Origin of the sequence: Blautia sp. AF19-13LB, assembly GCF_003479105.1 — a bacterium.
Lineage (GTDB): Bacteria > Bacillota > Clostridia > Lachnospirales > Lachnospiraceae > Fusicatenibacter > Fusicatenibacter saccharivorans.
Genome location: NZ_QUGO01000004.1, coordinates 96,700 through 109,560, shown reverse-complemented (window position 1 = coordinate 109,560; position 12,861 = coordinate 96,700). Strand labels below are relative to the sequence as shown.

General features: G+C 50.6%; 11 protein-coding genes. All 11 read right to left on the bottom strand.

The genetic code is table 11. The features are described from left to right. Nucleotides 1-3: 3 nt before the first annotated feature. Entirely contained in the window at nucleotides 4-624 is a 621-nt protein-coding gene (locus DWX32_RS05570) for a cytidylate kinase-like family protein (RefSeq protein ID WP_117509835.1), read from the bottom strand. Nucleotides 625-787: 163 nt separating this feature from the next. Further along, complete coding sequence (locus DWX32_RS05565) at nucleotides 788-2,005, bottom strand: aspartate aminotransferase family protein (protein WP_117509834.1); 1,218 nt, start codon at nucleotides 2,003-2,005, stop codon at nucleotides 788-790. A gap of 338 nt (nucleotides 2,006-2,343) precedes the next feature. Beyond that, nucleotides 2,344-2,898, bottom strand: coding sequence for a helix-turn-helix domain-containing protein (locus DWX32_RS05560; RefSeq protein WP_118659393.1), 555 nt, complete (start codon nucleotides 2,896-2,898; stop codon nucleotides 2,344-2,346). A gap of 193 nt (nucleotides 2,899-3,091) precedes the next feature. Beyond that, entirely contained in the window at nucleotides 3,092-3,808 is a 717-nt protein-coding gene (locus tag DWX32_RS05555; RefSeq protein WP_055220004.1) for a SigB/SigF/SigG family RNA polymerase sigma factor, read from the bottom strand. A 33-nt stretch (nucleotides 3,809-3,841) separates the two neighbouring features. After that, complete coding sequence (gene spoIIAB / locus DWX32_RS05550; RefSeq protein ID WP_270423031.1) at nucleotides 3,842-4,312, bottom strand: anti-sigma F factor; 471 nt, start codon at nucleotides 4,310-4,312, stop codon at nucleotides 3,842-3,844. Between the two features lie 38 nt (nucleotides 4,313-4,350). Beyond that, on the bottom strand, nucleotides 4,351-4,674 hold the full coding sequence (locus DWX32_RS05545; protein ID WP_022461763.1) for an anti-sigma factor antagonist: 324 nt from the start codon (nucleotides 4,672-4,674) through the stop codon (nucleotides 4,351-4,353). Nucleotides 4,675-4,881: 207 nt separating this feature from the next. Beyond that, nucleotides 4,882-6,297 (bottom strand): tetratricopeptide repeat protein, encoded by a 1,416-nt coding sequence (locus tag DWX32_RS05540; RefSeq protein WP_022461762.1) that lies wholly within the window; start codon nucleotides 6,295-6,297, stop codon nucleotides 4,882-4,884. A 9-nt stretch (nucleotides 6,298-6,306) separates the two neighbouring features. Then, a complete protein-coding gene (locus DWX32_RS19795) occupies nucleotides 6,307-6,480 on the bottom strand; it encodes a hypothetical protein (protein ID WP_022461761.1) in 174 nt (57 codons plus the stop codon). 26 nt (nucleotides 6,481-6,506) lie between these two features. Continuing rightward, nucleotides 6,507-7,802 carry a bifunctional folylpolyglutamate synthase/dihydrofolate synthase gene (locus DWX32_RS05535; protein WP_055228045.1) on the bottom strand — a complete coding sequence of 432 codons (1,296 nt, stop codon included), beginning with the start codon at nucleotides 7,800-7,802 and terminating at the stop codon, nucleotides 6,507-6,509. A gap of 182 nt (nucleotides 7,803-7,984) precedes the next feature. Beyond that, complete coding sequence (locus DWX32_RS05530; protein WP_118659392.1) at nucleotides 7,985-10,201, bottom strand: LTA synthase family protein; 2,217 nt, start codon at nucleotides 10,199-10,201, stop codon at nucleotides 7,985-7,987. Beyond that, complete coding sequence (locus DWX32_RS05525) at nucleotides 10,202-12,853, bottom strand: valine--tRNA ligase (protein WP_055266296.1); 2,652 nt, start codon at nucleotides 12,851-12,853, stop codon at nucleotides 10,202-10,204. Between the last annotated feature and the right edge of the window lie 8 nt (nucleotides 12,854-12,861).

Below are 12,861 nucleotides of genomic sequence, written 5' to 3'. Positions count from 1 at the left end.
GGCTTATTCCTCCCCGCTTCCGTATTTCTTCTGAATCAGTTCCTCGAGATATTCCGCTGTGCCCTCCACACCAAGGAATGCACTGTTGATCAGAATGTCTCGGTTGTGCCGGTCTCCGCGATTGCTACCGGTCAGCGCCAGATGACGCTTGTGATACCGTTTGTCCTTCTCGAGCAGCAGAATTTTTGCATCGCTCTCGGAAAGGCTGTGGCTCTTCATGATATTCTGAATGCGGATCTCATCCGGTGCATAGATAAAAGCCCGGAGGAGCTTGATATCTTTGCTGTCCTTTAAGATGTAATCCGCGGATCGTCCGATGATGACGCAGGCCTCTTTTTCTGCCAGTTTCCGGATGATCTGCTTCTGTACATGAATCGCACGCTCGGTCAGGTCCGCATATTTGGAGAAGGATCCACGGACATCGCCCTCGGCTCCTTTTCCGGCAATCGTACCGCCCTCTTCTACACGGTTCATGATGTCTTTCGGAATTCCGACTTCTTCAATAATCTGATCCACCAGATCGCGGTCGTAGAACTTAATTCCGAGATCCTCCGCAATTTTCCTGCCGATGGCATTTCCTTTGGCTCCGTACTCGCAGCCGATTGTGATAACCAGATGTCCCATACCGTTTTCCTCTCACATTTAATTTCTCTGTTTTACCTGTTGTTTCCGATTCACAGAATGAAAAGAAAAACAGGACAGGGGCGAAGCATGGTTCTTTGCTTTTTGACGTCCTTGTCCTGTTCTTTTCACGCTATGAGATTTTCTTTGTTTCTATAAGAATTCTTTATTTTTCCAGAGCTTTTACGGTTTCTTCGATGATAGCAACTGCCTTGTCGCAGTCCTCCTCGGTTACGATAAGCGGAGGGATCAGACGAATGATGTGCGCTCCGATGGCTGTGATCAGCAGATGGCGGTCAAGGCAGCCATGTTTGACTTCTACGCCGCTGATGGTATCATCAAACTCTACGCCGACCAGCAGTCCCTGATGTCTGACTTCTTTGACATGCGGCAGTTTTGCTAATTTTTCTGCGAAGTAATCACCGACTTTCTTTGCATTTCCGGCAAGGTCGCGGTCGATCAGTTCGTTGACTTCTGCCAGTGCTGCTGCACAGCTGACTGGATGGCCGCCGAAGGTAGTTCCGTGAGATCCCGGGGTAAAGGCTTTTGCTACTTCAGCTGTTGCGCAGATTGCGCCAATCGGCATTCCGCCGCCAAGACCTTTTGCCATGGATACGATATCCGGTTTGATGCCGTAGTTCATGTAAGACATTACCGCACCGGTTCTGCACCAGCCGGTCTGTACTTCATCAATCAGAAGCAGCATGTCGTTCTCATCACAGAACTTCCGGAGTCCCTGCATGAACTCTTTCGTTGCCGGATGAACACCGCCTTCGCCCTGTACCGGCTCAACCATGATGGCGATGGTGTTTTCGGTACATGCATCTTTGAAGGCCTGCAGATCATTGTACGGTGCATAGGAGAAACCGTAGGTCATCGGTCCGAATCCAACCTGGCATCCGTTGCCCGGCTGACCGGTTGCAGACATGGCACCGAAGGTTCTTCCATGGAAGCCCATCTTTGCGGTTACGATGTGGTAACGGTTCGGGCCGTATTTCTCGATGCCGTACTTTCTTGCCATTTTGATCATGGCCTCGTTCGCCTCGGTACCGGAGTTCTGATAGAAGATCTTGTCCATGCCGATGGTCTCGCAGACTTTCTCAGCAAGCAGTGCCTGCGGGATGGTGTATGGATAGTTGAAGGTATGCATGATATCGTCGAGCTGCTCTTTTGCTGCTGCAACAACTTTCGGGTTTCTGTTTCCGGCGTTGTTTACGGCGATTCCTGCGTAAAAGTCAAGATACGGCGTTCCGTTTTCGTCGTACATGTACATCCCCTCTGCGGTTTCTGCAAGGAAATCGAAACGCTCGTAGGTCTCGATCATGTACTTGTTTACTTTGTCTTTGATGTCCTGAACCGTTAATCCTGTGTCTTTTAATCTCATAGTGTTATCCTCCCATAGCGTTGAAAAGATTTTTTAAATAAAAAACAAAAAAGCAAAGACTACTCGTTGGTAAGCGTCTTTGCTTTGTTTTTCGTTTATTATTTTGTACAACCATACAATAGCACCACTCCCTATATTTGTCAATTACTTTTTTTAAAAAAGTTTTTTATTTTTGCTTTTTCTTTAACACCCGCTTTTTCTATTCTTTTTTGATGCTTTTTCGTCTTCCGCCGTATTTTTTTCATATCCGTTGTTTTTTATTCTGATGTTCCAGCGGACTTCTGTCCATTATATTGAACAGTTCATTCAAAAAAAGAAAGCCTGTTATTCTGCGGCTTTTAGTGATAGTCGAGAAAGAAACACATGCAGCTCGTCTTCTCCGTCCCTCTGTTGCGGTAGATGTGGGTCTGGTCTGTCTCGAAACGGAATGCCTGCTTCAAGTGGATCTCATGCTCTTTTCCATTGCACTCCACGGTCATCACGCCGTCTGTCACCACCAGGTACTCTCTTGTTTTCTCTCCGTGGCCGCCGCTCACATACGTTCCGCCCGGTTCGATGTCGATGCGGTAGATTTCCACAAGCCGCGTGTCCTCATACGGAAAGCACGTCCACACAGTGTACTGCCCCTCCAGCTCTTTCGTCGGAACCAGATTCTCCGGTGTCACAAGATAACTATCCACCAGCGGCGTTGCAATCAGCTCCTGAAATTCAATCCGCAGGCCGCTCGTAATCTTCCCGAGCACGCCAAGCGACGGGTTCGCCGTTCCCTTTTCGATCTGCGAGAGCATACTCTTGCTGACCCCGGTCTGCTCTGAGACCTGGTCGAGACTCATCCCTTTCGACTGCCGGATCCGTTTCAGATTGACCGCCACATTTTCTGTCAGATAATCCATGTTCTTCCACCTGCCTTTCTTCGTATTTCGCTCATTGTAGCACACCTTCCTCCGATATTCCAGTGAATATTTTTAAACTTTCTGCCGCCTTTCCCCGCTTCGCCTTTCTTTTCTTCCTTTATCCGCCCGGGTTTCAGGCGCTTTTCTCTGCCTTTCCCAGGAAAAGCGCCCTTCCGCCGGATTTGTATTTTTGTCAGACCTTTTCCATCCGCATCTGCCGCAGAATCTTCTTTTCCATCCGCGACACCTGCACCTGCGAAATCCCCAGTTTTCCGGCGATCTGCGCCTGCGTCATGTCCTGAAAATAGCGCATGTAGATGAGCTGCCGCTCCTTCGCGGGCAGTCGTCCCAACAGCTCTTCCAAGAAAATCCGGTTCAGCAGCTTTTCCTGCCCGTTCTCTTTTTCCGGAATGCGGTCCATCAGAGAAATATCGTGGTTTTCCCCCTGATAGATGGTCTTCTGCAGCGATTCCACCTCCGCGCCGGACTCCATCGCCTCCACGATTTCTTCCACGGTAACATCAAGCTCCCCCGCTATCTCCGCCAGCGTCGGATCGCGCCCGTTCTCCCGCTCCAGCCGCTCCCGCACCGCATACGCTTTCCACGCCAGTTCCCGGATCGGGCGGCTCACCTTCACCATCCCCTCCGACCGCAGAAACCGCCGGATCTCCCCCGCAATCATCGGAACCGCATACGTCGAAAAACAGACTTCAAACGAAGGATCAAATTTATCAATCGCCTTCAACAGCCCAATGCTCCCGATCTGGCACAGATCCTCCATCTCCACCCCGCGGTTTGCAAACCGCCTCACCATGCTCCAGACCAGTCCCATATTTTCCTCTGCCAGTGTATCCCTTGCCGCTTTATCCCCTTCGTGTGCCTTTTCGATCAGGGCAAGCGTATGTTCCATGCATTCTGACTCCTATGACTTCCGATCCGGCCCTTACATTTCCGGATGCACACCGATTTTCCGTTTCATCACCACTTCCGTCCCCCATCCCGGATGCGACCTTACTTCCAGCTCATCCATAAACGCCTCCATAAACGAAAACCCCATCCCCGACCGCTCCAGCTCCGGGCAGGTCGTAAACATCGGCTCCATCGCCTTCTCCACATTTTCGATCCCGACGCCGGTATCTTTTACCGTCACCTGAAACACCTTCTCCTCCAGATCCAGCACACACTTCATCTGAATTTTCCCTTTTTCCTGACGGTATCCGTGAATCATCGCATTCGTAACCGCCTCCGAAATCGCCGTCTTGACATCCGCCACTTCCTCCACCGTCGGATTCAGCTGCGCCAGAAACGCCGCCGCAGACACCCGCGCAAAACTCTCATTGCAGGGACGGCTCTCAAATTCCAGCGTCATCGTATTCCACCGCATCTTCTCTTCTGTTTTCATCCTTTCTCGCATCATCCCATTCCCCTTTCTGCCCACTCCCCGTCCAAAACCTACTTCCACGTCTTCTCCTCTTCCACCTCAATCACCCGCGTCACCCCCGACATCACCAGAATCCTCCGCATCCGCTCTCCCACATGCACCGCTCTCACCTTCCCGCCAATCAGCTCCATCTCCCGAAACCTCCCCATCACCAGTCCAATCCCCGAACTGTCCATAAACACCGTCTTCCGAAAATCAAACACCACCTCCCTCACATTCCTCTCCACCAAAATCTCCCCCGCCTCCTCCCGAAGCCGGTCAGCCACAAAATGATCCACCTCTTCCGGAAGCCGAATCGTCATCACCGCATCCTTCACCCAAACACGATTATCCATTTCCTATCCTCCCTCTTTCCTGTCATAAAATAAAAAACACAAAAGATTTTTCGCCGTAAAGCGAATTTCATCTTTTGTGTTTTATCTTCTCACTTTTATACTTTTTTGCCCTTCGTCCCACGCACCCTCCGCGTAGTCAGTGGTATCAGCCCGACGAAACAGCGCCGCATCTCCTGCGGCATTCTGCCCCGTGGGCGTCCGTCCTCACTATTCCTCCGTCTTCACAGTCCCCCCCAGCGCCTCAATCTGCTGCTCGGCCTTAGTAGCCTTCTGGGTTCCCGGGAACTTATCGATGATCTCCTGGAACACCGAAATCGCATTATCGGTATCCCCACTCAGCCGATACGCATGCGCCAGATAGTTAAGCACCGTATAGTCACTGTCGTTGATATTCTTAGCCTTCGAAAGCTTATCAATCGCCTCAGTGTAATTCGCATCGTCAAATGCATTCACACCCGACTGCGAAAGCTCCTGGAACATAGACGACTGCATGCTCTTGTAAATAGTGTCATACACAGCCTTTGCGTCCACAGAAAGCACCTCCGGGTTGACCTCGGTCAGTGCGTTTGTTGCGTTGCTCGTGTTGCCCTGCTGCTGCGCTTCCACAGCCTTTAAAAGGTTCTCGTAGGAAGCCGCCGTATCCTGTGCCGTCTGGATCTGCTGCTGCGCAGAAGCCGTCGTTTCGTTCAGAGAATCCACCTGGCTCTGGAGCTGGTTCAGCTGGGCCTCCTGGCTCGCCATCTTGCCGCTGTATTCCACAACCTTCTCGTCCGCCTGCCGGTTAATTCGCTGCGTATTCGCAGGCCCGATCAGGAACCACACAACCAGTGCGCCAAGCACCAGCCCAATACCGATATTCAGCATCGTTGCCGCTGTAGACGTCTCGCGGAACGTCGGCGGAATAATCACCGTATCCCCGCTTACCACACGCTCACGCTCGTCCTCGCGCTGCTCCTCCGTGCGCTCCCTGCGGCCGAACCGCCGCGGCTCCAGCGACGTCTGCGTACCCGTCTGGAAATCAACCTCCTTCAGGAAACGAAGCGTCGTCGAGTTCGTCTTGTCAATTTTCGCCGCCTTTTTCAGAATCTTCCGCGCTTTCTCATACTCACCCTTGTGAATATAAATCAGCGCCAGCAGATGATATCCCTTGATCAGCTTCGGATTCTGGTTCAGAATCTTGCGCAGCTGGATCGCAGCCACATCCTCATTGTTCTCGCGGCAGCATTTCAGCGCACTGTTGTATTTCTTGATCGTCTGATTGATCATATCCAGCTTCGCCTGCTCCGCCTGCAGCGTCGCAATATACTCCGTCGCCACATTATTCTCCGGCATAATATTCTTGCTGATGATCCACTCACTTAACGCCGCAACCGCTTCACCCGTCTCAAAATAGACAAGGCCTAACAAGTTCCGCGCATGGATATTGTATTTGTTAAACTTCAGGCTCCGCCGCAGCATATCGATCGCTCCGGAAAGATCCCGGATCTCCGCCTTGTCGAGGCCCAGATTGTAGTACATATTCGAAAGAGAAAAACATTTTCTCTGTACTCTCAGGTTAAAACCACAGTTGGGACAGATCTCCATTCCGACGTCCACAACCGATTTACAATTCATACAGTTCATTCCGGCACCTTACTCTTCCTTTTCCGCTTCTGTCTCGTTTTCCTGTTCCGGCTTGTCGTTTTTCATCATTTCTTTCAAAATGTCGATCACATCCGTCAGATCACGGCTGTAAATCGCATCCTCCACCTCGTCCACATCGAGACATGGTTTAAACTTCTTCAGTTCTTCTTCGTAATTTAACATAAACAAAAAATTCCTTCCTGTATTCGCTAACCATTCCGCTTTGCAAGATATGCTTTCAGTTCGCCCGCCAGATACAGAGAACCCACGCAGAACAGCATGCCGCTGCCCTTTTTGCCCAGTGCCTTCTCATACGCTGCCCCGATCTCCGGTTCCGCGCAGACATCCGTGCATCCTGCTTTTCTGAAGTCCTCTGCAAGCACTTCCGCCGGTACGACGCGGCTTCCGTCGATCTGCGTTGCAACAACATGGGACGGATGAATTCCCTCGCAGATTTCACCGATCATCTCATGATAGTGCTTGTCTGCAACTGCCGTGAACAGAATCGTGATCTCGTTTTCTTTCGCAAAATAGCCTGCCGTGCTGACAAACTGTGCAATGCCGTCCTCGTTGTGCGCGCCGTCGATGATGACGCCCGGCGCAGCCATTTCCATACGGCACGGCCATTTGATCTTCGAAAGGCCTTCCGCAAGCACGTTCTTAGGAATGTCGTGCACGTCCTGCAGAATATGCATCGTGTAGAACGCAAGGCTTGCATTCATCATCTGGTATTTTGCCACGTACGGAATCGCAAGCTCTGCTTTTTCGCCGCCTGGGTATGCAAAGGTAAAGGTGATGCCCTCGCGGCTCTGTGTTTTCATCTCATAGAACGACGGCTCCATCGGCCATGCCGGGCTTCCCATCTCTTTCGCCTTTGCGGCAATGACAGAAGCCGGACCTGGCTGGCTGGCGTCGTAGATTACCGGGACACCGGCTTTGATGATGCCGGCTTTCTCTCCCGCAATCGCCTCGAGGGTGTCGCCGAGATACTCGGTGTGGTCGCGGCTGATGGACGTGATGATGCATGCCAGCGGCTTTTCGACCACATTTGTCGCATCCAGCCGTCCGCCAAGGCCGGTCTCCATGACCAGGTATTCCACGCCGGCTTCTTTGAAAATCAGCATTCCCATCAGGAACAGCGTCTCAAAATAGCTCGGATGGCCTTCGCCCTCCGCCTCGTATTCTTTGGCTGCTTTTTCCACTTTGAGAAATGCGTCGAGAAACTGCTCATCCGACACATCTTCCCCGTTGATCTGGAACCGCTCGTTGATGCGTACAAGGTGCGGGGAGGTAAAAAGTCCTGTCTTTTTGCCGCCTGCAAGCAGCATCGCATTCAAGTACGCGCAGACGCTTCCCTTTCCGTTCGTGCCCGCCACATGGATAATTTTGATCCCTTCCTGCGGATTCCCAAGGCGCGAAAGAAGCTCCCTCGTATGTTCCGGCGGATGCTTCACCGTAAATTTCGGTATTGTTTCGATATAATCAACTGCTTCTGTATAATTCACTTTATTTCACCATTCTTCAGTATTTTAGGGCTGCTTTCAAACCCTAGTATCATTATAATCGAGTGACCGGATATGTCCATAGCAATTTTCAAAATTTTGTCCCGACTTTTCGACTTTCCCCGTAAAAAGATACAGTGGGACGTCAAAATCCGCCCCACTGTATGATCTTTCGGACACTCTTTTTAATTCTGCAGACCGCCGTCTTCGGCCGGTTTATCGCTGTTTTCTGTTTTTGACGGCTCAATCTTGTCGCCTTCGCCCTCCGGCGCACCGGACGGCGTTGCCGTCAGTTCATCCTGCGGCGCAGTGCTCGTATTGGCATTTTCCTGCGTCACATCCGTTTTCGTGCTGTCCGGGTTCGGCGTCGGTGTCGGTGTAGATACCGGTTTTGGTTCTTCATACGTCTTCGGTTCTGTCCTTGTCAGCACCTTTTTCGTCGAGCTGTTGCTCTGCTGCGCGATTGTAATCTGATCACCATCTTCCAGGGTCAGACTATGCACCATCAGAATCGACGGGCTGACATAAACGGTATCCTGTATCTCCTCGTTGACTTCCACACGGCTCGACGCCGTAAAGTTTTCTCCGTAAAAATACCAGGTATCTTCTCCGGATTTTTCGATTCGTTCCAGCGTTACCGGCAGAACACCCATCTGCAGCTGCACACGCTCATACGGTGTCTCTCCGTCTTCTCCGTAAACGTACCGTTTTCCATACAGCATATCATACTGCAGCACCTCGAGATCCACCTGATAATTCTTCGTATTCCGTCTCGTCTGATGATACCGGAAAATGGTTCCGTCATGAATTCCCACACGGTTCATAACCTCTGCTGCAATCTGGTAGGAAGCAATGTTTTCCTGTTTTCTTTTCAGTCCCATATTATCCCAGATTACGTATTCGGTCTGATACAAATAGCGGTTCTCCAGATCTTCTACTTTCAGTCCCATCGTTGGCAGATGGTCCCCGTACATCACAAGTACCACCGGCTCCGGATAATCCGCAAGCTTTGTCGTCAGCTCTTTGACAAATTTGTCCATCTCATGAATCTGATTTACATAATATTCCCAGGAGTAATTATTTTTTTCCCGGTCTTCCGCGCCTGTCACTGTAATCTCCGGATCGTCAAGTACCGGCTCTGTCGGATAATCACCGTGGCCCTGTACCGAAATCGTATAGATATAATCCGGTTCGTCTGTCGCATCGAGCGTTTTTATGATCTCTTTTGTCAGAATATGGTCTTTTACCCATCCGGTTGCCGTCACATCCGAGATATCCGGCATATATTCCTCCGAGGTAAAGGTATCAAAACCAAGACGTGAGAACACACTTCTTCTGGAATAGAAGTTTGCTTCATTGTTGTGGATCGCATGGGTCGCATAGCCAAGATTCTTTAAAACATACGGCGCACTCTCACACGTCTCCTCTGAAAGCACCGATTTGTACGGATACTCACCCGCTCCGAAATACCGGAGGCTCATGCCGGAAATAGTTTCAAACTCTGTGTTTGCTGTTCCGGCTCCCACCACCGGCACGCGGAGATAACCGGAAGAATAATCCTTCATCAGCTGCCGGTAATACGGGATCGGATCCTCGGAAATGTTGAGGAAATTAACCAGCTCCGGATCGAAAAAGGACTCCAGCTGCAAAAAGATAATATTCGGTTTTACCGTATCATCCTCTTTTTGTTCGCCTTCACTCGTCTCAATCTGTTTCACGAGCTGTTCGGAATAGCCGTTCGGCTCTGAAATTCCCGTATCAAACAGGGTGACTGCCAGACAGTACGGATAGCCGTAATCCTGGTAGGCAAATGCGATGTTGACGAAATAGCTGGAAAGCACACGCTTTGCAAGCGCCAGATTCGTTGCTCCCGTAAAGAGTACAATTACCAGAGCAATTAACGGCACATTCAGATACCAGCGGATTTTCCCCTGAAATTTCGGTCCTTTGATCCAGACCCATACAAAAAATGCCAATAATGCCACAAGGGCTGCTACGACGAGGATCATGGTACCTTTCGACAGATACTTCGTCACGACCTTTGCGCCGTCACTTAAATTCCGCAAGTCCGGTCCGGTAAACGGCGTGACGCGGTTTGCCAGAATCACACCGTTAATGATGCCGAGCAGCAGCCAGAAACAGCTCATCACCAGCCGTACCAGCACACGTCTGCGGAACAGATAAACTACCATAAAAGTAGTGAAGATCAAAAATGCATTGTACAAAAAGACCCATGGGCTTTCCACCATGTAGCTCCATGCAGATGCCAGCGAATGGCGGGAAAATGCTTCAATCACCAGATACAGAATACAGCATCCCAGGGCCTGCAGCGGCAAAGAGAGCCAGTTGCAGACTTTCACTACGGTTTCCTTGTTTCCATGCAGTTTTTTTCCTTTTTTCATTTATTTTTTCAGCTGCTCCAATCTTGTCTGAACCTGCTCCATCATCTGCTGATAGTTCGCCAGTTTTTCTTTCTCTGCCTGAACTTTTGCTTCCGGAGCTTTGTTGATAAAGTTCGGGTTGCCAAGCATGCCGTTGGAACGTGCGATCTCTTTTGTCAGACGCTCTTCCTCTTTCGTAAGGCGGGCGATCTCTTTTTCCAGGTCAACCAGCTCGGCAAACGGAATGTAGATCGTTGCCTGCGGGATCACTGCGGATACCGCATCGTCTGCGATGCCGGCTTTGTCTGCCTGTACGTGAACTTCGCTTGCTCCTGCCAGAGTTCCGAAGAATACAGCACCGTTTTTGAAGGTTTCCTGTACAGCAGCATCTTCCGTTACAACGAATACGCTTGCTTTCTTTGACGGCGGTACGTTCATACTGGTGCGGACACCACGGATGCTTCTTACCGCCTCTTTCATCATCTCAACGGCTGCCTCATCCTCTGCGTATGCAAAGTCTTCGGTCTCTTTCGGCCATGCGGCGATCATGATGGAATCCTCGTCCGGATTCAGTGTGCAGTAGATTTCCTCTGTGATGAACGGCATAAACGGATGCAGCAGCTTTAATGCATTGCCAAGAACGGTTTTTAAGGTCCACAGTGCAGCGCCCTTCGTCTCGTCGGTCTCGCTGTACAGACGCGGTTTTACCATCTCGATGTACCAGTCGCAGAACTCCTCCCAGATAAAGTCGTAAACCTTCTGTACGGCGATACCGAGCTCGTAGCGGTCCATGTTGTCCGTTACTTCCGTTGCCAGCGTGTTTACCTTAGAAAGAATCCATTTATCTGCCAGTGTCAGTTTGTCTTTTGGCATTTCAGACGGAACTTCTGCTTTTTCCAGGTTCATCATGATGAACCTGGAAGCGTTCCATACTTTGTTTGCGAAGTTACGGCTGGCTTCTACACGCTCCCAGTAGAAACGCATATCGTTTCCAGGTGCATTACCGGTCATCAAAGTCAGACGGAGAGCATCTGCACCGTATTTGTCAATGACTTCGAGCGGATCGATACCGTTTCCGAGGGATTTACTCATCTTGCGTCCCTGGGAATCACGAACGAGTCCGTGGATCAGTACGTGGTGGAACGGAACCTGTTTGGTCTGCTCCAGTGCGGAGAATACCATACGGATAACCCAGAAGAAGATGATGTCGTATCCGGTTACGAGTACGTCGGTCGGATAGAAGTAATCAAATTCCGGTGTTTTCTCCGGCCATCCTAACGTGGAGAACGGCCACAGAGCAGAACTGAACCAGGTGTCCAGGGTATCCGGGTCCTGGGTGAGATGGGTGCTGCCGCATTTCGGGCATTTTTCCGGCATTCCGCCTCTTACAACGGTGATCTCGCCGCAGTCATCACAGGTGTAAGCCGGGATGCGGTGGCCCCACCAGAGCTGACGGGAAATACACCAGTCATGGATGTTATTCAGCCAGTTCTGATAAATTTTGCTGAAGCGGTCCGGGATGAAGTTTACTTCGCCGTTCTTCTCTGCTTCGCTGGCAGCTTTTGCCATATCTGCCATTTTTACAAACCACTGCGGTTTGATCATCGGCTCTACGGTTGTCTTACATCTGTCGTGAGTTCCTACGTTATGAACGTGATCCTGAACCTTTACCAGAAGACCAAGCTTTTCGAGATCCTCTACCATGGCTTTTCTTGCCTCGTAGCGGTCCATGCCGGCGTATTTGCCGCACTTGTTGTTCATGGTTCCGTCATCGTTTAAGATGTTGATCTCTTCGAGGTTGTGGCGTTTTCCTACCTCAAAATCGTTCGGGTCGTGTGCCGGTGTAATTTTAACGCATCCGGTTCCGAACTCTTTGTCTACGTAAGCATCTGCGATAACCGGGATTTCACGGTCGGTCAGCGGCAGTTTCAGCATTTTTCCTACAATATCGGTGTATCTTTCATCCTCCGGATTGACAGCTACGGCAGTATCGCCGAGCAGAGTCTCCGGACGGGTCGTTGCGATTTCTACGAAGCGGCCTTCTTCTCCAACTACCGGGTAGTTGATGTGCCAGAAGTGGCCTGCCTGCTCCTGATATTCAACCTCTGCATCGGAGATGGAAGTCTGGCATACCGGGCACCAGTTGATGATGCGGCTTCCTTTGTAGATCCATCCTTTTTCATACAGACGGCAGAATACTTCTTCTACGGCTTTGGAGCATCCCTCGTCCATGGTGAAGCGTTCTCTCTCCCAGTCTGCGGAGGAGCCGATCTTTCTTAACTGGCTGTTGATGCGTCCGCCGTACTCTTTCTTCCACTCCCAGCAGTGCTCCAGGAATTTTTCGCGTCCGATTTCATCTTTGTCGATGCCCTGCTCTTTGAGCATATTGGTAACTTTTACCTCGGTTGCAATCGCCGCATGGTCGGTTCCCGGCTGCCAGAGGACTTCATATCCCTCCATCCGTTTGAAACGGCAGAGAATATCCTGCATGGTGTTGTCGAGTGCATGGCCCATGTGAAGCTGTCCGGTTACGTTCGGAGGCGGCATCATAATGGTAAACGGTTTTTTGTTCGGGTTTACAGTGGCGTGGAAATATCCTTTATCCAGCCATTTCTGATACAGTCTGTCCTCGAGTCCTTTCGGATCGTAGGTCTTTGCGAGTTCTTTGCTCATGAGATCCT

Excerpts from the sequence above, each read along its gene's own strand:
- DWX32_RS05565 (WP_117509834.1), bottom strand. The coding sequence starts at position 2,005 with ATGAGATTAAAAGACACAGGATTAACGGTTCAGGACATCAAAGACAAA.
- DWX32_RS05545 (WP_022461763.1), bottom strand. The coding sequence starts at position 4,674 with ATGGATAATCGTGTTTGGGTGAAGGATGCGGTGATGACGATTCGGCTT.
- DWX32_RS05525 (WP_055266296.1), bottom strand. The coding sequence starts at position 12,853 with ATGAGCAAAGAACTCGCAAAGACCTACGATCCGAAAGGACTCGAGGAC.
- DWX32_RS05555 (WP_055220004.1), bottom strand. The coding sequence starts at position 3,808 with ATGGAACATACGCTTGCCCTGATCGAAAAGGCACACGAAGGGGATAAA.
- DWX32_RS05540 (WP_022461762.1), bottom strand. The coding sequence starts at position 6,297 with ATGAACTGTATGAATTGTAAATCGGTTGTGGACGTCGGAATGGAGATC.
- DWX32_RS05560 (WP_118659393.1), bottom strand. The coding sequence starts at position 2,898 with ATGGATTATCTGACAGAAAATGTGGCGGTCAATCTGAAACGGATCCGG.
- DWX32_RS19795 (WP_022461761.1), bottom strand. The coding sequence starts at position 6,480 with ATGTTAAATTACGAAGAAGAACTGAAGAAGTTTAAACCATGTCTCGAT.
- DWX32_RS05530 (WP_118659392.1), bottom strand. The coding sequence starts at position 10,201 with ATGAAAAAAGGAAAAAAACTGCATGGAAACAAGGAAACCGTAGTGAAA.
- spoIIAB (WP_270423031.1), bottom strand. The coding sequence starts at position 4,312 with ATGCGAGAAAGGATGAAAACAGAAGAGAAGATGCGGTGGAATACGATG.
- DWX32_RS05570 (WP_117509835.1), bottom strand. The coding sequence starts at position 624 with ATGGGACATCTGGTTATCACAATCGGCTGCGAGTACGGAGCCAAAGGA.